The following is a 19,201-nucleotide window of genomic DNA, read 5'->3' as shown; positions in this document are numbered from 1 at the left end:
TTAAGTTCTCTAAGTCGGTTAATTACTCCCGAAATGCACTCCATCTCTGCTAAGAACCATTCCATTTTGTCTTTATCCTAAACCATTTTTCTACCGGCGTGTTATCTGAGTACTTAAACCAGATTTAGCCTATGGAAACCCGAAGCCCCGCCACGCCCTATAATTCCAGAAATATAAAGCCGCTCCGCCTTAAAATTAATGGTAAACCAGTATCAATCAACATAAAACCATGGGTAACCCTGCTTGACCTATGCAGGGAACACTTCGACCTTACCGGATCAAAAAAGGGCTGCGACCATGGCCAGTGTGGTGCATGTACGGTACTTTGCGATGGCGAGCGTATATTAAGTTGCCTCACCCTGGCAGTAATGAAAGAAGGCGCCGAAGTGACTACCATAGAGGGGATTGCAGAAGACGGTGAACTTCATCCTATCCAGCAGGCCTTTATCGATCACGACGCTTTCCAGTGTGGCTATTGTACACCCGGACAAATCTGTAGTGCAATTGGTCTTTTAAAAGAAGGTAAAGCGAACTCCAGGGAGGAGGTAAAAGAACTCATGAGCGGAAATCTCTGCCGTTGCGGAGCAAACGTAGGCATTATCGATGCGATTATGGAAGTAAAGGAGGGCAGGCGATGAACGATTTTGAATTCCAGCAAAGTGCCACAACCGAGGAAGCGATTCGATCGGTTTCCCAGAATGAAAACGCATTTTTCCTTGCCGGGGGAACTAACCTGCTTGACTTATGGAAGTACGATATTACCCATCCGGCACTACTGGTGGATATCAACCATATTGATGCTTCAGATGGGATTACAGAAAAACAGGATGGCGGCATACAGATAAGTGCCACACTTAGCAATGCCCGTACAGCTTATCATTCCATTATAGAAGAAAGGTATCCATTGCTGTCAAAGGCAATCCTGGCCGGGGCTTCTGCTCAGATCCGAAACATGGCCACTAATGGCGGCAACCTGATTCAGCGCACGCGGTGCTATTATTTTTACGACCCCCACTTACCCTGCAATAAGCGGGAACCTGGATCGGGCTGTAGTGCAATTGAAGGTTATAACCGCATACACGCAATCCTGGGTGCCAGCGATTGCTGTATTGCTGTTTTTCCCTCCGACATGTGCGTGGCACTGGCCGCGCTTGATGCCGTGGTGAATGTACAAGGACCAGCCGGGGAGAGAAGTATTCCTTTTGCAGATTTCCACAGACTTCCGGGAGATACACCTGATATCGATAACAACCTTTCCCATGGCGAACTGATTACTTCGATAGATCTTCCTCCGGAAGGATATGCGCAACACTATTCCTACCTGAAACTAAGAGACAGGCATTCATACGCTTTTGCCCTAGTTTCTGTAGCCACCGGCCTTGCGTTGGATGGCAACAGGATAAGTTCTGCCAGGATTGCGCTTGGCGGGGTTGCCCATAAGCCCTGGCGGTCAGTTGATGCGGAAGATTTCCTTAAGGGTAAGCCTGCAACGGAGGAAAGCTTTTCAACAGCGGCCGATATCATTTTGAAAGGCGCTAAGGGTTATAAATACAATAACTTTAAGATAGAACTTGCGAAAAAAGCGATCATTCGAAACTGCCTGATGGCGCTCGATCCGGCATCACAAGTACCGGGCGCTGGCCCATCGAGATAGACCAAAGAAATTCAACATGGAAAACAACAGAACAGTCGGAACGCCCCTCAGCAGGCTCGAAGGAAAACTAAAAGTAACTGGCGCTGCGAAATATGCCGGCGAATATAATGTAGAAAATCTGCTTTATGGCTACGTCGTCAATAGCACCATCACCACAGGTAAAATTCTGACGATCGACTCTTCAGTAGCGCTGGCACTGGAAGGCGTTGTAGAGGTGATTACGCATGAAAACCGTCCGAAATTGCCCTGGTTCGACCTCTTTTATGCGGATATGGATGCGCCACCGGGCACCGTTTTTAAACCGCTTTATAATGATGAAATCGTTTACAACGGGCAGCCGATTGCACTGGTGCTGGCCAACGATTTTGAAACGGCCAGATATGCATCGACACTTGTTAAGGTGAGTTATAAAAGTGAGGAATTCCAGACCTGTTTAGATGACCACATTGATAAGGCTAGGGATGCAAAAAAGGGAATGGCAACAATGCTCAAGCCCCCACCGCCTTCGCCAACCGGCGATTTTGAGAAGGACTATGCTCGGGCACCTGTAAAAGTGGATTCCACTTACCAGCATGGCACTGAGCACCACAACCCAATTGAACTATTTGCAACGACCACTATTTTTGAGGGTGATGGGAAGCTGACCATCTATGACAAAACCCAGGGGACAATCAATAGCCAGTTTTATGTGGCCAATATCTTCGGATTGCACTACAAAGATGTGCGCGTACTGGCGCCCTACGTTGGAGGCGCTTTCGGCTCAGGCTTGAGACCGCAGTACCAGCTTTTTCTCTGCGTAATGGCCGCGATGCATTTGAAACGGAACGTGAGGGTAACCCTGGACAGAGCACAGATGTTTACCTTTGGACACAGGCCACCAAATGTGCAGCGGTTGCGTTTTGCAAGCGAGGTAAACGGTAGGCTAACTGCTATTTCCCATCAGGCCATTTCGGAAACTTCCAGGTTTGAAGATTATACCGAAGTGGTGTCTACCTGGAGCCATAAGCTCTATCCCGCACCAAATACGCTCTTCGAATATAAGCTCGTTCCGCTGGATGTGTATACACCGGTAGACATGCGGGCACCGGGTGGCTCCACAGCAATGCATGCCATTGAGTGTATCATGGACGAACTTTCTTACAAACTGGATATCGATCCGGTTGAGCTCCGGTTGATTAATTATACAGACACGGACCCTTCTACCGGAAAACCGTACACCAGCAAGGAATTGAGGCAATGCTACCTGAAGGCGGCTGAACAGTTTGGTTGGGAGAAAAGGAATCCCAAACCTGGAAGCATGAAGAGGGGGAACAAGCTGGTTGGATATGGTATGGCGACAGGAATTTGGGATGCGTTCCAGTTTCCCTCAAGGATTGAAATGGTTCTGGACAAATCCGGGCGGGTTACGGTGAACAATGCGGTAACTGATATTGGTACAGGAACCCTGACGGTAATGACACAGATTGCTGCGGATGAACTGGGAATCCCGATTGACATGGTCACCTTCAGCTATGGCGATAGCAGGAAGCCTTTTTCGATGTTTCAGGGAGGATCCGCTATGACTGCATCTACGGGATCAGCGATTATTGTAGCGGCAAAACTTTTGAAGAAGAAATTGTTTAAAATCGCCAAAAGCATGAAAAATTCCTCACTTGCAGGCGTTAGCGAAGAGGAGCTAAGCCTTAAAAATGGAGGGATAGCTGGTATTAATGGCAGCTGGGTTTCTTTTGCCGATTTAGTAATACATAACAAAAAGCCCATCCGGATAAAAAAGATGACCATGCCCAATATGCTCAAGCTGAAAAAATATAGCCTGGGCACCCATAGCGCTGCATTTGTGGAAGTAGAAGTTGATCAGCAGCTGAAAACCATCACGGTTTCGAGGGCCGTTTCAGCCGTTGCAGCGGGGAAAATTATCAATCCCAAAACGGCAAGGAGCCAGGTATTGGGCTCAATGGTTTGGGGAATCAGCAAGGCGCTCTATGAAGAAACGATCATGGATGCCAAACTTGGCAAATACATGAACCCCAACCTTGGCGAATACCATATCCCCGTGCACGCGGATATCGGTGAGCTCGAAGTGATTTTTGCCGATGAAAAGGATGATATGATCAATGAGCTCGGATCTAAAGGGGTAGGAGAAATCGGGCTGGTCGCAATGCCAGCAGCCATTGCCAATGCGATCTTCCATGCCACGGGAAAAAGGATTAACAAACTGCCCATCCATTTTGATGAGTTGTTTGAGAGTGAAGGGTACACACCATTGATGGCCTGAATAATGGCCCTAATCGAGGTTTAGCCTTGGCTTAATTGCTTTGGCGGAAAGATTCATTGAGAGTTAATGCTACTGATACTTCTATAACATAGGCAATGTAATGATTATGCGATTTTGGCTAGCAAGATGGCGAAGCTTTCTCGGGGTTAGTTTTATGGTTGCGGTAGCGGATAATTCCGGGCAGAAAATTAAATTGAAGATACTCAAATCAGAGATACAGAATGATGATGAAGCGGTCACACTTAGGGAGAAATGTTGGTGTATCTTATATAAAATCCTTAAGCGACGGATCTATAATTGTAATTTCATAAATGTAGTTCAGCCTCAATAACAAGCAGTTATATAGTAAACACGTACTGTGTTAACTCTAATTTATATCAAATGTAACCTTATCCAATAATTTCTTTTCGGTGTTGAATTCCCCAGTTGGTCAGGTTGTTAATAATGGTCTGTAGGGTTTTTCCGTGCTTGGTAAGCTCGTATTGTATGGTGACAGGATGGGTGTCTAATACGGTTCTGTTGACCAGTTTGTTGACTTCCAATTCTTTTAATTCCTTACTAAGCATTTTGTTTGAAATTCCGATAACATCATTTAGAATGTCGGAAAATCTTCGTTTATTGTAATGGCATATTGAGGAGATGATGTAGATTTTCCATTTTCCACTCAAAACGTCCATGGCATCATGGATGGCCATCATTTCTTTTTTGCGATCATTTTGATCTATTGGTTTGCACTCCATATGTTACTTTGTTACCTCTAGGTTACTGTTACTTTTAGAAACAAAGTAACTAAAATATATTCATATAGCCTAACTTCGGTGCTCAATAATTCAATAAGCAGAAAAATGAATAGATTAAAAAATAGGGTAGCTATCGTTACCGGGGCATCAAAAGGAATAGGTGCTTCTATAGCCCGTCATTTAGCCGCAGAAGGGGCGAAGGTGGTTGTAAATTATGCATCAAGCAAAGAAGACGCTGATAAAGTTGTCAGAACGATTACCGATAACGGCGGATCGGCTATTGCTGTACAGGGCGATGTATCAAACCAGGCAGACGTAAGCAGGTTATTTGAAGAAACAAAAGAAGCTTTCGGCACTTTGGATATTCTGGTAAATAATGCTGGTATTTACCAATATTTGCCCATCGAACAGGTATCAGAGAATTCTTTTCATCAGCAGTTTAATATTAATGTTTTAGGTGCTATCCTGACCATCCAGGGCGCTTTAAAGTTATTCGGCGACCGTGGTGGGAATATCATCAACATTAGTTCAGGCGCAAGTAATACCCCTTTACCCACAGGGAGTGTATATTCTGCAACTAAGGCCGCGTTAGATGCGGTTACTATTGCTTTATCAAAAGAGCTTAGTGGCAGAAATATCCGTATCAATTCTATTTTGCCGGGTGTCGTGGAAACGGAAGGTTCGCATAGCGCGGGATTTATTGGTAGCGAATTCGAAGCTAAATTAGTTGCCACTACCCCGCTTGGACGTACCGGCCAGCCGGAAGATATAGCAAAAGTTGCCGTTTTTCTTTCCTCCGATGAGGCGGCATGGATCACCGGAGAAAAAATTTCGGTTTCAGGAGGCATATACGGAATTTAAAATACATCGAAAAAAATGAATAAACTAAAAAATAAGGTCGCTGTGATTACAGGCGGCAATAGTGGGATTGGTTTCGGAATTGCGGAGGCTTTCAAAAATGAAGGCGCAGTGGGTGTAATTACCGGTAGAAATCAGACAACACTGGATAATTCAGTTACGGAACTGGGTGCGGACTTTTTGGGCGTAACAGCAGATGTAACCGTTAACCAGGATCTGGAAAAAATTTTCAGGAAAACCACTGAGCGGTTTGGAAAGATCGATGTGCTTGTCGTTAATGCTGGAGGTATTGTTGATGGTATGCCAATGGCTGCAATCAGTGAGGTTACCGAAGAAAACTATGACAGTTATATGGGTCTCAATTTAAAGAGCACCTATTTCACCGTCCAGAAATCCCTGCCTTATCTAAATAATGGTGCGTCAATTATCTTAATAGGATCTAGTGCTGCCCATCGGGCCGCACCCGGGATGACCATTTACGGAGCGGCAAAAGCAGCAGTTATTTCACTTGCCAAGGGTTTATCTTCGGATTTACTGCACAGAAAAATAAGGGTGAATACGCTTTCACCCGGATCTATTGACACCCCGGTTTTCGGAAAGATCGTCCCAGAAGAACAATTGGAACAAGTGAAGCAGATGTGGGTAGATATCACGCCGGTTGGCAGGCAAGGGTTGCCTTCAGACATCGGGAATGCTGCTGTATTTCTTGCATCTGATGATTCATCCTTTATAGTGGGTACGGAAATTCTTTCCGACGGTGGCCTCACCAATATCAGTATGATGAAATAAGGCCGAAGAATAAGTAACCAGATGCGGTATTTTTACAATTAGCCCTTCGAACGGACGGTTTGTCCATTCATCTCTGATTTGAATAATACACAGATTTTAAACTGCATCCCGGCGTCTCAAAAGGAACAGCCTCAGATTTCACTGAGGCTGTTTGTGATCCATGCAGACGCTAATATTTATCTTCAACAGATACCATGCTTTTTATTTTTTATGCTATTGTATTCTTTGCATTTTAGTCCGTTTTTAAAGGTATTTTTTATAACCGGAGTAAGATTCTGCCGGCCTAAATTATTCGTTTAAATTAAGGCAAATGTGCAGTGCCATAGTTTTTTGCAGCCTTGCTGGAATATTTTTAATTTAGCAGATTGCTCATCGGCATTTTTGCTATTGATATATGGGAACATCAATTGATACCTTACAGGAATTATTGTTTGATTTAGCGGGTGTACTGCCTGCCGATACCGCACCATTATTTGCCATGACCACTCCGGTATCGCTTGAAACCAATGAAGCCTATATCCGAGAGGGAGAAAACAGCCGTCGACTGGCTTTTATTGAAAAGGGGGTCGTCCGCGCATATACCATTAAGGAAAATGGAGATGAAGCTACACTTTTTTTGCGCTGGGAGGGGCAGTTTATTGCCTCACATGATACCATTATTAACCGTCAACCCTCACGATTTATTTACCGTGCCCTGGAGCCTGTAAAGCTGCTGCAGATTGATTATGATGTTTTGGAGGAGATTTTGAAAACCCATCCGGAGTATGAACCGATCCGCAACTTTTTCCTGATGAAAATGCTGGCGGAATCTTTAAAAATGCTGGAATCCTTTGTTACACAATCACCGGAAGAGCGTTATCGGGAGCTCCTATCGGAACGATTCGATCTGGTAAACCGTGTGCCTGATAAATACATCGCATCCATGCTGGGCATCACCCCGGTGTCCTTAAGCCGGATTCGCAAAAGGATGCATACTAAAGGAAAAACAGTAACATAAATTATCCTTTGTTAAGCGGCTAAATTATCTTTTGTTAACGGCGTCAAATCTACCTGCTTTATACTTTTGGAGTATAAAAACAAATAGATATGGAAAAGATAATAGAAGCCACATTTAGTATTTTTAGTGTTTCGGCTATCCGGTATTTTGTGCTTGCCGGGATTCCTTTTGCGCTGTTTTATCTGCTTATGCCTGCTAAACTAGGTAAATTTAAGATTCAACAGAAAACAGCCACAAAAAAGGACTTCGTCCGTGAGGTATGGCATTCCATGCAGAGTACACTGGTATTTTCAATCATCGCAGCTGGATTAGTTTTCACGCCCCGGCATCAATATACCCGGATTTATACACACATTAACGATTTCCCAATATGGTATATGGGCGTTGCGTTGTTGCTGAGCCTGATTATACACGATACTTATTTTTATTGGATGCACCGGTTATTACATCATAAAAGACTGTTCAGACTTACCCATCTGGTTCATCATAAAAGCACTAATCCCTCACCATGGACATCCTACAGTTTTCATATACTCGAAGCCATCACTGAAGGACTTGTTTTAGTACCAATCGTTTTACTGCTGCCGATGCATCCCTTAACGATATTGCTCTTTACTGTAACGGGCTTCATCATTAACGTGTACGGACACTTAGGCTATGAAATTATGCCTAAATGGTTCCGCTTTACCTGGGCATTTGAAACTCTGAATACTTCTGTTCACCATAACCTCCATCATAGTAAATTTAAAGGAAACTACGGCTTGTATTTCAGAATCTGGGACAGGGTGATGGGTACAGAGCATCCAGATTATGTAAAGGAATATGACCGCTTACAGTATCGTCGCTTTAATCAAAAATCGCAGGAAGAAAGAAATCAGAAGGGAGACCGGAATAACTAACTACCGATTTTACTACCATTAACCAATCGTTCATTATTAAGTTAGGGATGCCGTACTATAAAATAATTTTTACATAGGCATCGAATCCCAAAAGGTATTTTTTATGGCGTTCATTCTAGTTCCGTATATTGTAAGTTGTTGCATTGGAGCTCTTCAATTCACTCATATTGGTGGAGTTATTAAAAAGAAAGATGTTGAAATGCTGTAGCTTGGAACCGGGTGGAGCATTTTTCATTAAGCGGGCAAACCGCACTGTTGTTTTACTGTTATTTAAAAATGGAAACAGCAGTACCGGGATTATTTTTATATCCTGATTTTATAAGCGCAAACACGGAAAAGGAATTGCTAACTGAAATTGACGAACAATTGTGGATGGTTGACTATGCCCGGCGACTTCAGTATTATGGATTCAGAAATGAACTTGAAGAGCCTTATCCGCTGATTGCAATCCCGCTGCAAATTCCACCGCGGATTTATATGTTATCTGAAGAAATTGTCAATAAAAAACTTTTGGACATCCAGCCGGACCAGGTCATTATTAATGAATATATGCCGGGTGAAGGGATTCGTCCTCATAAAGATCGCAACTATTATGAAAACCAGATTTGTGGCGTAAACCTTGGAAGTAGCTGCATCATGCGTTTTATCAGGGGAAAGAACCTTGAAATTGTTGATGTTGAGATTCCCAGGCGCTCCGTATACATCATGCAGAATGATGCCCGCAAGAAATGGAGCCACGGTATACCGCCAAGAAAAAAAGACACAATTGAAGGACAGGTTCATCACCGGGGCAGAAGGGTATCCATAACTTACCGTAAAGTTAAACCGGTTAAGGTGAATAATATAAACCCTGAAGGAAGGGTGGCCACTATACTGCGTGAAAAATTTCATGTCAGTGACTTTAAAATCCTGAACTTTAAACAATCGTAATCGAAATAAAATGTTAAACTTTAATTTATAAACCTTTAAACGATAAAGCTATCTTATACCTGTACGTCCGAAGGAAACATCAAAATGCTGTTCTGTCGGTAATGTTACAATCTATTTGGCCGCTTGTTTGTTCTCTTTTAAAAAGAAATATTATGTGGATTGTATGGGCGGTACTGGCCGCAGTTTCGGCAGCATTGGTCATTGTGCTCACTAAAGCCGGACTGAAAAATGTCGACCCCAGTCTGGCCTTTGCCATTCAGGCGATACTAATACTATTGATTACCTGGGGTGTTGTGCTTTTCCAGGGGAATTTTAGTTCCTGGAAGGCAATTGAAAAAAACGCATGGATTTTCCTGATTGCTGCGGGTATCTTTACATCGCTCTCTACGCTATTCTCCTATAAGGCGCTGTCAATCGGGCCGGCATCCTATGTGGCTACAGTAGAGAGGATGTCCCTCGTAATCGCAATTGTGCTCTCCGTTGTCTTTTTAAAGGAGAAATTAACCTGGCAGATTATACTCGGTGGAACAGTGATGCTCGCGGGAGCCATATTGATTGCTTTGTCCGACCAGGGGGAATAACCTTGCATCATCTATGATTAACTTATGCTTCTTTGTTTCCAATACGTTGCATAACCGGAGCTGCCGTAAGACCGTGGAGAATGATGGAGATTAGTATGGTGAAGGCTACAATGGCCCAGAGCGCATCCTGGTGCTCAAATTTTACTTCCCCAAAAGCAAAGGCCAGGTAATATATTGACCCCATACCTCGAATACCGAAGAAACTGATTGCAAATTTTTCCCTTAAGGGGGTTGAGTTTCCCAAAAGGGATATGTAAGAAACAATAGGTCTCACCAGAACGACAAATCCCAGTGATACCAGCGCCATTTTAAAGGTCAGGGGTACCAATATGCCGCCAACCAGGGAACCGCCGAAAAAAATCAGCAGCACGGCAAGAAGCATCCTTTCCATCTGGTCGGTGAAGGAATGTAATTGCTGATGATAATCATGGCCTTTCTCATAATGCCGCAGCGTCAGTCCGGCAATAAATACGGCGATAAACCCGTAGGCATGGAATGATTCGGTTATGGCGTAGGTAATAAAGGTTAGGGATATGGCAAGAAATCCGTCAGAAGCTTTTAGTAAACGATATTTTTCCGAAATAGAGAATACCAGGTAGCCCACCATTTTACCGCATAGCCAGCCTATAACGAGGCCTCCGGCAATTTTATAAATTAGGTAGAACCATGTCCAGTGCCATATGGAGGATGAACTGATTCCTTGCGAGGCTATAACGATAGCTAACCAGGTAAACGGAAATGCCAGTCCGTCATTGAGCCCTGCCTCCGAGGTCAATGCAAAACGGGGCTCGGATTTGCCACGCTCATTTGGCGGCCCAACCTGTACATCGGCGGCCAGAACCGGATCTGTCGGCGCAAGAACCGCGGCGAGTAGTATGGCAGCGGATAGATTTAGTTCAAGAAAGAAGACACCCAGCAAAGCAGAAATTAATATGGCTAATATCATGGCGATGAATATCAGCCTGAGCGGTGTAGACCATTTTCTGAAGGAAAAACTTCGATCAATCTTAATCCCTGTACCCATTAGCGAGATAATAACGATGAGTTCTGTCAGATGTACCACAAGGCTGTTATCTTTCTGCGGAAGAGGAGAGGGCAACACTTCCGGCCATATCAAATATATTAAAACGCCGATAGCAACATACACAATAGCATAGGATATTCCTAGTTTTTTGGCCAGAGCGGGAATAAAGGCCATACCAATACTGGCAACGCCCGCAATCAGCATTAATAGTATGTATTGGTTCATCATTTAGTATTTTATATTAATTTATTAAAAAACGAAGCGTTCCGTTAGGAGGTCTTTAGACGTTATATTATAATATTCATTTTCTTATTTTTCAAATCCAATAGCAAAAATATTATGCTATTTTCTTTGTCTGATATCGCATCAATTGCTACTATAAATTGCCCTTAACGAATCGACTTTTAGCCGACTCTTAAGCCAGGAACGGATTTTTACCTGACTCGCGGGACTTGGCACCCTGGATACTTCCACATTAAAAAGGGTAAGGGTGTCCTTACTTTGGCTATCCAGCCTGTTTATTACCGTATTGGAAAGTGAATAGCTTTTGATTTCCGGGAAAAGAGCAATGAGTTCAGAACTAATGTCGGGCAGGGGTCGGGAAAGCTTATCAACTTTTACCGGAGTACCAGACTGATTTCCTTTCTTGAAGACGTCTTCCATTATACTGGCCTTAATCTGGGAAAAGTCAATTTCCTGCCTGGCATTAAGGCCCTGCCTTACCTTCAAGGTAGTTCCATCTAGTTTATATTTTTTTAAATTACCTTTTATTGAGTCCAATTTATTCTCTGGAAGTTCTTCCCCTATCAATAACAGATCTATCTCTTTTTCTCATTTGCCGTAACGAAGATTCCGGTTAATTACCTGGGTAGTTGTAAAGTTAAACTGCTCACGAATGAAGGTCTGTGCATTATTTTCAAAAATACTCTTTTGAACAATTCCGTAGGCAAGATATATACTGGGAATAACGGTGACAAGCACACTGATAAGAATATATCTCGAAACCTTCTTTTCCACCCCAGCATCCTCAAAATGTTTTTTGTTAAACTTCAAAAATCTTACGATAAGATAGGTCGAGATGCAGATAAAAAGGCTGTTGATGAAAAATAAATATAAGGCGCCAAAGAAAAAAGGCCAGTTGCCCATAGCAAGCCCATAGCCAGCTGTGCAAAGCGGTGGCATCAGCGCTGTAGCAATAGCCACACCTGGTACAACATTACTCTTGTCTTTCCTGGTAGCAGCAATGATGCCTGCCAGCCCACCTGTGAAAGCTATAAATACATCCCATATGGATGGTGTGGTTCTCGCGAGAAGCTCGCTCTGGGCTTCATGAAGTGGAGTGATATAAAAATATATGGTCGAAGTGACTATACTAATGATGGTAGCAATAAGCAGGTTTCTACCACCTCTCTTAACGAGCTCGAAATCGTTTGTACCTATACCAAGGCCTATTCCCATGATCGGTCCCATAAGTGGAGAAATCAGCATAGCGCCAATAATCACTGCGGTGGAGTTTACATTCAGCCCTACTGAAGCGATAATGATGGCAAAAATGAGGGTCCAGAGCGGCCCCCCCAAAAATACAGAATTCCTGGAGATGGAATTCACTACCTCTTCTTCATTTGCCTTCCCCAGATTCAGATTGAAGCGCTTGGAGAAGAATGTTCGCAGTGCGCCTTGCACAGTATCGTTTTCGTCTTGCATGTATCCCTTTTTTTGTCTTAATCTGCAACTGATTTACCATACAGAATGGTGAACAATCCGGCATGTTCTAAACATTTACATAGCTAAACTGTTTGAATTGTATAACATTTTACAAAATAGGATTACCATGAAGACCAACAGCTACAAAACCTTTGGGCTAATGCTTTGCCTTTCTTTTATTATAATGTACGGCGTTATGTTTTTAAATGTCGACCAGGCAGATCATATTTATCTAAGCGTCACAAGAACCTACATGACCTTTCTCATGATAGCACCCATGGCCATACTGATGCTATCACTGATGCCTGCAATGTATCAAAACAAGCGACTAAACAGGATCATCTACATCTTCTCATCTGCGGTATTTCTTTTAAGCTTCTGGATGCTTCGCAGCCAGATTGCGGTTACCGATGCCCAGTACATCAAGGCGATGATTCCCCACCATTCTTCTGCCATCATGACGAGCCGTCATGCCGATATTCAGGACCTTGAGCTTAAAAAACTTTCTTTATCCATTATAGCTTCACAAGAAAAAGAAATCAGGGAGATGAAGACTATGCTGAAACGGTTGCATCAAGGAAAAACAGACGCAGGTAAATAAATAAGTAACAGTTTCAAAGCCAATACGTTCCATGATTACTGTGTCAAACCATAGCAAACACCCTCCAATATAAATATGGCATGTGCGCCCAATTATTTAATGTCTCTAGTCTGGATGAGCCAGGTGATATGGAACGCAAATAATTTCAGGCAGGAACGAATGCGTTGCCGGAATGGTAAAGGAATTAGTGTATTTGAAAGCTCTACTGAGTTTATAATCCATTAGGACTGTGCAGGTAAATTTCCTGTTGACTGAAAGGAATTTTAATGCCGTTTTGTTTGAAAGATTCATTTATAGTAATGATTAGATCACTTTTTGTTGAACTGTTTTCCTTCAAGTTTCTAGTCCAGATCAATATTTTAAGTTCAATGGAATTTTCTCCGAATTGTTCAAATTGCACCACAGGCTTCGGATTGTTTAACACCCGTTCTTCGCTTTCCAGGATTCCGATAATCAGGTTTTTACATTTTTTCAGGTCGGTTTCATAGCTCACGCCGATATCAATAGATATCCGCCTTCGACCTCCGGCTAATGTCCAGTTCATTAGATGTGAATTTAACAGGTCGCCGTTTGGCATCACCAGATCTCCGCCATCAAAGGTGCTAATTACGCTGCTGCGGAATCCTATGGATTTCATAGTGCCGCCCTGCCCATCTACATCCACCACATCGCCTACGTTTACTGGTTTCTCAAAAGCAATTATTAGTCCGCTTACCAAGTTATTCACTAATGTCTGCAAGCCAAAACCAATTCCTACTCCCAATGCACCTATAACAATGGTAATCTTATCGAGTGGAATTCCCGCAGCCGCTAAGGCCAGAAAAAGACCTATGCAAAGTATTACCAGTCTTACCAAGAGTACCCAGCTTCCTAATCCTTTTTTTGCAGACTGTTCATTCTTGCTGTTTACCAGATGGTCGTCGGAGGTAAAAAAGGAGACAATTTTTGATGCGATGACGGCGATGACCATAATACCGAAAAACAGTAAAAGCCCATTGATATTGAAGCTGTAGTCTCCAATTTGGCGTTCACGGTCCAAAAGCTCCAGGAATGGGGTGGAGAGCAAATCGAATTGTGGAAAATTGTGTCCAATAATCACCAACCATCCCAAAACTAAAAGAAAATATAAAATCGCAGGTGCTTTACTTCCAACCTTTCCAAAGTTGAGGTAGAAAAGTTTTCTGTCCTGCACCGTGTAAACATCGAAGGCTAAGAGAAGCCCTTCATTTATGAATCTAACTACCCATAAGAAAAGAATAGATATGACTACGTTTAAAAAGCCAACCAGAAATAGCGTTTTAGAAAGATTGAACCGACCATAGATATTTAATAATGCGGAAGCGGCTTCAAATAACACCATGACGTAAATGGAATAGCAAATCCATTTTTCTTTTAGCTCGGAGTATTTTTTCTGCATAAGTATGACTATACCTGTGCATGCACCCACGACTGAGAATCCAAGCATAAGCCACCGTTCATCTCGCGAGGCTTGCAGTAAAATATTACTAAATGAGGAAACTAAAAGTAGCAAGACCATGAACAGCCATACTTTCATCCAGTAGTTGGTGATAAAATTTTTAAACAGGACAGTAAGGGATATAATGCTAATTACCCAAATTATCAGGCTAAGTGTAAATGGGGGGGAGATAAGGATAAACTGAAATAAACTCAATACGATTACTATCGCTGATAATAAGGGATAACGGATAACGAGCTGACCATCCATGTCGTCTTTAAGAAGGCCTTTGCGCGTATAGATATTTCTTAATGCGCTCAGGTACAAAAAAGAGCAGAAAACCAAAAGAAGAATTACAACAAGCTTACTCAGATTATTACCCACGTAATATTTCAATGTAAGCAGATTTTTTTCAAGAGAAAATTTGATGATTTCCTTAAAATCACGAAAATGTTTAGGATGTTGCCAGATGTATGGTAACTCACGATTTAGTGTATTGGACGCCATTGAACGCTCATACTGTTCCGCTTGTTCAATACTATTGGTAAGCTGACTGATGGCTAAATTATAGGTGTTCAATTGTTTCTGAATCTGCAGGCTCCGGGCTTTCAAAATAGAATCCATAGGGGCTGTCTCATAGGCAACAGTTCCAAGGGTTTTTAAATAATCGGCCACGGATGCTGAATCTTTTGGGAGAGCAAAAAGCTCCGGAATGGTCGACAATGAATCAAGTTTGTAATGATATCCAGTAAATGCCTCTTGTCTGGCATCCAGGTTTTTCTTTATTCTTGTAGTCGTTTCTAAAAGTTCCCTCAAAATCCGTTTCGTCGAGGCTAAGTTTCGGTAGGTTTGGATCGAACCAACGTTTGTAAACACACCCTCAGATGCAATCTTAAAAACAGATTTAAGTTTGGCGAGGTAATTTTTTATACCGGCGGTATCAGAGGACGTTTTAAGGTATGCCTTTGCATTTTGCGTATTTACCCGGATTTCATTGATGACTTTGAGTTGTATAAGAGAAATGTTATCTGTCTTGAAATCCTCCCTGCTTTCCTTGGCAGATTTACTTGCCAATGCCCGCATTTTCTCTAGAAATGTTTCTTGTCGGGCTTTTACACTGTCCGGTTTTTTAACAGGTCGATTATTGTTTTGAGAGAAAGCGCTTATGCCAAAGAGAATACCGCTCAAGGTCATTAAAAAAATTACGATGTTCTTGAGGTGGGGATGATGGGCATTCATTAATCAATAATACCGAAAAAAATAAAGGATCACAAACGGATTGAAATAAAGCAATCAATTGGCATGTTAATTTAAATAATACGTAGTTTTGATTAAATTTACGGAAATCTATAAGCTATGAAAAAAATCTATCTTTTAGTTTTGTATGTATTAATTGGGGTATGCGGCTTTGCACAAAATCAATCAGAAGCAAAAGTTGATCTTATTAGAAAGTCTGACGGGGAGGAACTCAAAGGAAAAATTATCAGGGTCACAGACGCTGATGTTTCTTTTGTTTATCTCGGAGAGACTGCAGAATATGTGATTAAAAAAGCAGACATTTCGCAAATTGTACATTCTAGTGGCCGGGTAGAAACTTTTTCTTCAACAAATATGCCTACTGACACGAGGCAAAAAGATCAAATTATAATGAGTGCGACCCCGGCAGATCACCATAATAGAATTGCGATTCTTCCTTTCACTTTTTTGATGGATAATCAACCCGGAGCAGAAGCTATAGGTTTAAAAGCACAGCAGGATGCCTACGGTTTACTTCGTCAGCATTCGGCTGGTTATATAATAATTGATCCCCGTACAACGAATGCGGCTTTAATTCAGGCGGGAGCGACCAGGGATAAAATGATAGGTTTCACCATGAAAAACCTCTGTGATATCCTTGGTGTGGAATACATAATCGACGGAACCGTTACTCAGAACAAAGGCTATTCAACAAGTACTACGGCTACTAGCGATGATACTAAAATCAAGCGGAATGAGGGTGAGAAAGTGAAGGGAATATCGAGTTATAGTTCTTCTAATAGCAGTTCGGCGCAACGTTATGATGTTAGTGTAAGCCTTCAGATCTACATGGACAATAACGCCAGTATTTACAATGAGCGACATAAAGCTTTCTTAAGCAATACAGATGGATCTTACAGCGGCCCTTTGGAATACTTAATGAAAAGGTGTCCTCTTTATCGTAAATAACGAGGGAATACTCTAAATGGCTACGGCCTAACATCAATGAGTATTCATGAAGCTGCTGCCGCTAAAGCAAGTTGAACAGAAAATGAACAGTTTAGTGAGGTAAAATGAACAATTGGAATGAAGAAAGCATACCAAATACACGCTACATTTGTAATGTGAAAGGTGAGAGCGTCACAAGCGATAGATTATTTTGGTATAGGTAAGGGGTAGACATTAAATTGTTTGCCCTTTTTTAATACAATGTGAGAAGCAAGGCGAATGGGCATTAACATTCTTGGTCTACAGCCTATTGATGGTCATTAAAAAAAGCACGAAATTTTGGTTGTTCTTTAAGCGTTAAAATTTGTTCTTCGCGCAATGGTTTAATCAGATAATCATCTATAACAACAGATGAATCGGCACGTTCGATGTCTTTCTTTTCTACAGATGAGCTCACCATCACGATTTTAATCTTTTCGCGCAAGGGATGGTTTTTTACAACTTCCGCAAATTCCCATCCATTCATCTGAGGCATGTTGATATCAAGCAATATAAGGTACTCACAAGAACCGTCATTAATATCGCCAAGGTACGAAAGTGCAGTTTCTGCTGATGAAAATGTTTCTGCATCATCTATCGGACCACAATCGCCTACAACCATTTCATGTAGAAAAAGGGCGATTTCATCATCGTCTACTATCAAAATTTTATAACGCAATCTATAAGGCTTTTAATCTGAAAATTTTTTTATTCAATAACAAATCTATTCCGACTTGGTTTGTTTTAATGGATATTTACTTGCGGAAGCTAAGATTCTTCATCAATATTAGATACAATAGACCTGACCGAATTGTCGAGGTTCACCGCACTTTCATAAATCATATTGCACAATGATAAGCTCTGTTTATCGTGCGTATACTTTTGTAATAAAGGTACTAAGGAAAGAATATTGGTTAAAGGCGCACGGATTAGGTGCGATTGGTTAAATGCGATCTTATTTAGAAGATGGGATTTTTGCCGGATCTGATCCATAGCGCCGTCTAAAAGTGCTTTGTGCGCAACAAATTCTGTTATATTGAAACCTAGACAAAATATACCTTCCGGATTTCCCTGCTCATCAAACATAGCCTGGTATTCCCACTGTGTATATATATAGCCTCCTTCGCCATCATGTTTTCTGATAATTGCCGGAAATAGCGAGCCGGGATTTTGAAAGCATTTTAAAGAAACCTCACTGCAAATTTCCCTATCGTCTTCATGCATGGTGATGTAGTATGGTTGGCCAACGAAATTTTCATGGATGTAATTGAATTGGCGTGAATAATGCTCATTAACATAAGAATAATTACCATCCATTCCAGCGGTTATAATGTAAAAGGAGTTTGATCGCTCCAGCAGTTTTTTTGTCTCAGAGAAGTTTGTCATAGATTTTTGTACTATATTAATCAGGCTGCATTTGTAAGCAGTTTTTCGTTTCCAGTTAATTAATAATAAAGATCGGTATTTGTTGCTGCTTATGCTATTGGAAGCCTGGAGTCAGGATAATACTTTCTAATGTATTGTACACTTCAATTTCGGTCTGCTTTGTTTTCATCAGCAGCATTATTTTTCCATCCTCCGGTTCCCGCCAGTCAGCTATTCAATTATAAAATACTCGACTTCAACCGTAATTTATAACAAAAAATGCACACCTATCGCATAAGGAATGAAATACCTGATAAATTTAGTATAAATACGTTTTGTTTCAATTTGAAAAACCGGAGATGGTTTAGGCAGGTTATCATCATAGTTAAAACTACATTATGAAAACAACCCAAAATAACGAGCGAGAGATAATAAATCAAGAAAAGCACATTGATTGGAGTATTGGGCTGCATGAATTCAATGATAGCGAAGAGGATGTTAGTGGCGGGCAGTTTGGTGCGTTAAGAGCGGAGGGCGATCATGTGGTGCCGGTTCAGCGAGCGTCAGGTCAGCAAACAGAACGAACAGCTGGTTCCAGCGACGAACCCAGCCAGTCAGGGGCTAAGTGATTCGGATAATGTGTTTATCATCTTATGAATGGTAATCACAAGGGATATAAATAACTAAATAATATGAGTAAAATACCGAGAAAAATTCATGGATTAATAGACTATTTCTGGGTCGTAGTTATGATTGTGTTACCCTTTGTTTTAGGTTTTGCCGAAATAATTCCTGCAGCAATCTGTTTTTTTATTGCCTCAGCCAGCACCCTGGTGTTGTCGCTATTTACAAATTATGAACTGGGAATTTGGAAAAGATTACCAATGACTTTCCATCTCGACATGGATATGGTTCTTGGGCTTTGCCTTGCCATTTCACCATGGTTGTTTGGATTCCATGAGCAGGTATTTTTGCCACATGTTATTATGGGCTTATTTGCAATCGTATCGGGCTTAATCACCCAGCGTAATTCTTTACTAACAGGTGTTAATAGTGCTCAGAGTATGTAGTACAAAGATTTGATATAGAGTGGACTTCTGGACGA

General features: G+C 41.8%; 20 protein-coding genes. 13 read left to right on the top strand and 7 right to left on the bottom strand.

The window, feature by feature from the left end; translation table 11 throughout:
• Nucleotides 1-131 precede the first annotated feature (131 nt).
• Genes ASF92_RS07420 through ASF92_RS07410 form a run of 3 tightly spaced genes read left to right on the top strand, consistent with a single transcriptional unit; the run spans nucleotide 132 to nucleotide 3,929 of the window.
• The gene (locus ASF92_RS07420) at nucleotides 132-638 is read left to right on the top strand and encodes a (2Fe-2S)-binding protein (protein ID WP_056090194.1); all 507 of its coding nucleotides are present in this window, start codon (nucleotides 132-134) and stop codon (nucleotides 636-638) included.
• Nucleotides 635-1,654, top strand: a complete 1,020-nt coding sequence (locus ASF92_RS07415; protein WP_056090190.1) for a xanthine dehydrogenase family protein subunit M — start codon at nucleotides 635-637, stop codon at nucleotides 1,652-1,654. Before ASF92_RS07420 ends, ASF92_RS07415 begins: the two co-directional genes overlap by 4 nt.
• Nucleotides 1,655-1,670: 16 nt before the next feature.
• Nucleotides 1,671-3,929: a xanthine dehydrogenase family protein molybdopterin-binding subunit gene (locus ASF92_RS07410; RefSeq protein WP_056090186.1), complete on the top strand. Its 2,259-nt coding sequence runs from the start codon at nucleotides 1,671-1,673 to the stop codon at nucleotides 3,927-3,929.
• A 389-nt stretch (nucleotides 3,930-4,318) separates the two neighbouring features.
• Here ASF92_RS07410 and ASF92_RS07400 read toward each other — a convergent pair whose 3' ends face one another.
• Nucleotides 4,319-4,669, bottom strand: coding sequence for a helix-turn-helix domain-containing protein (locus ASF92_RS07400; protein WP_056090180.1), 351 nt, complete (start codon nucleotides 4,667-4,669; stop codon nucleotides 4,319-4,321).
• Nucleotides 4,670-4,774: 105 nt separating this feature from the next.
• On the opposite strand from ASF92_RS07400, the gene ASF92_RS07395 reads away from it, so the two are divergent.
• The 6 genes from ASF92_RS07395 (at nucleotide 4,775) to ASF92_RS07370 (ending at nucleotide 9,723) form a co-directional block, all read left to right on the top strand.
• On the top strand, nucleotides 4,775-5,530 hold the full coding sequence (locus ASF92_RS07395; protein WP_056090175.1) for an SDR family NAD(P)-dependent oxidoreductase: 756 nt from the start codon (nucleotides 4,775-4,777) through the stop codon (nucleotides 5,528-5,530).
• Nucleotides 5,531-5,545: 15 nt separating this feature from the next.
• Nucleotides 5,546-6,316 (top strand): SDR family oxidoreductase, encoded by a 771-nt coding sequence (locus ASF92_RS07390; protein WP_056090172.1) that lies wholly within the window; start codon nucleotides 5,546-5,548, stop codon nucleotides 6,314-6,316.
• A gap of 394 nt (nucleotides 6,317-6,710) precedes the next feature.
• Nucleotides 6,711-7,313, top strand: coding sequence for a Crp/Fnr family transcriptional regulator (locus ASF92_RS07385; protein ID WP_056090169.1), 603 nt, complete (start codon nucleotides 6,711-6,713; stop codon nucleotides 7,311-7,313).
• 89 nt (nucleotides 7,314-7,402) lie between these two features.
• Entirely contained in the window at nucleotides 7,403-8,212 is an 810-nt protein-coding gene (locus tag ASF92_RS07380) for a sterol desaturase family protein (protein ID WP_056090166.1), read from the top strand.
• A gap of 276 nt (nucleotides 8,213-8,488) precedes the next feature.
• Nucleotides 8,489-9,142, top strand: coding sequence for an alpha-ketoglutarate-dependent dioxygenase AlkB (locus ASF92_RS07375; RefSeq protein WP_056090160.1), 654 nt, complete (start codon nucleotides 8,489-8,491; stop codon nucleotides 9,140-9,142).
• A gap of 152 nt (nucleotides 9,143-9,294) precedes the next feature.
• Nucleotides 9,295-9,723: an EamA family transporter gene (locus tag ASF92_RS07370; protein WP_056090157.1), complete on the top strand. Its 429-nt coding sequence runs from the start codon at nucleotides 9,295-9,297 to the stop codon at nucleotides 9,721-9,723.
• A gap of 22 nt (nucleotides 9,724-9,745) precedes the next feature.
• On the opposite strand, the gene ASF92_RS07365 is transcribed toward ASF92_RS07370, so the two are convergent.
• The 3 genes from ASF92_RS07365 to ASF92_RS07360 form a co-directional block, all read right to left on the bottom strand.
• Nucleotides 9,746-10,975, bottom strand: coding sequence for a sodium:proton antiporter (locus tag ASF92_RS07365; RefSeq protein ID WP_082489488.1), 1,230 nt, complete (start codon nucleotides 10,973-10,975; stop codon nucleotides 9,746-9,748).
• A 138-nt stretch (nucleotides 10,976-11,113) separates the two neighbouring features.
• Nucleotides 11,114-11,527 (bottom strand): hypothetical protein, encoded by a 414-nt coding sequence (locus ASF92_RS21365; RefSeq protein WP_231729764.1) that lies wholly within the window; start codon nucleotides 11,525-11,527, stop codon nucleotides 11,114-11,116.
• A gap of 51 nt (nucleotides 11,528-11,578) precedes the next feature.
• The gene (locus ASF92_RS07360) at nucleotides 11,579-12,451 is read right to left on the bottom strand and encodes a TIGR00341 family protein (protein WP_231729763.1); all 873 of its coding nucleotides are present in this window, start codon (nucleotides 12,449-12,451) and stop codon (nucleotides 11,579-11,581) included.
• 97 nt (nucleotides 12,452-12,548) lie between these two features.
• Here ASF92_RS07360 and ASF92_RS07355 point away from each other — a divergent pair, with 97 nt between their 5' ends.
• On the top strand, nucleotides 12,549-13,052 hold the full coding sequence (locus tag ASF92_RS07355) for a DUF305 domain-containing protein (RefSeq protein WP_231729762.1): 504 nt from the start codon (nucleotides 12,549-12,551) through the stop codon (nucleotides 13,050-13,052).
• Nucleotides 13,053-13,263: 211 nt separating this feature from the next.
• Here ASF92_RS07355 and ASF92_RS07350 read toward each other — a convergent pair whose 3' ends face one another.
• Nucleotides 13,264-15,702 (bottom strand): mechanosensitive ion channel family protein, encoded by a 2,439-nt coding sequence (locus tag ASF92_RS07350; RefSeq protein WP_231729761.1) that lies wholly within the window; start codon nucleotides 15,700-15,702, stop codon nucleotides 13,264-13,266.
• Between the two features lie 162 nt (nucleotides 15,703-15,864).
• On the opposite strand from ASF92_RS07350, the gene ASF92_RS07345 reads away from it, so the two are divergent.
• Entirely contained in the window at nucleotides 15,865-16,713 is an 849-nt protein-coding gene (locus ASF92_RS07345; RefSeq protein ID WP_056090150.1) for a hypothetical protein, read from the top strand.
• 286 nt (nucleotides 16,714-16,999) lie between these two features.
• Here ASF92_RS07345 and ASF92_RS07340 read toward each other — a convergent pair whose 3' ends face one another.
• Complete coding sequence (locus tag ASF92_RS07340; protein WP_157263774.1) at nucleotides 17,000-17,395, bottom strand: response regulator; 396 nt, start codon at nucleotides 17,393-17,395, stop codon at nucleotides 17,000-17,002.
• Between the two features lie 104 nt (nucleotides 17,396-17,499).
• Complete coding sequence (locus tag ASF92_RS07335) at nucleotides 17,500-18,117, bottom strand: PAS domain-containing protein (protein WP_056090145.1); 618 nt, start codon at nucleotides 18,115-18,117, stop codon at nucleotides 17,500-17,502.
• A 377-nt stretch (nucleotides 18,118-18,494) separates the two neighbouring features.
• On the opposite strand from ASF92_RS07335, the gene ASF92_RS07330 reads away from it, so the two are divergent.
• Together ASF92_RS07330 and ASF92_RS07325 are read left to right on the top strand one after the other, a co-directional pair.
• Entirely contained in the window at nucleotides 18,495-18,725 is a 231-nt protein-coding gene (locus ASF92_RS07330; RefSeq protein WP_056090142.1) for a hypothetical protein, read from the top strand.
• 63 nt (nucleotides 18,726-18,788) lie between these two features.
• Nucleotides 18,789-19,166 carry an SPW repeat protein gene (locus ASF92_RS07325; RefSeq protein WP_082489487.1) on the top strand — a complete coding sequence of 126 codons (378 nt, stop codon included), beginning with the start codon at nucleotides 18,789-18,791 and terminating at the stop codon, nucleotides 19,164-19,166.
• Nucleotides 19,167-19,201: the final 35 nt, after the last annotated feature.

The organism is Pedobacter sp. Leaf176 (assembly GCF_001424305.1).
Lineage (GTDB): Bacteria > Bacteroidota > Bacteroidia > Sphingobacteriales > Sphingobacteriaceae > Pedobacter.
Note: the sequence above shows the minus strand (reverse complement) of the source record. Positions and strands in the feature narration are given on the sequence as shown.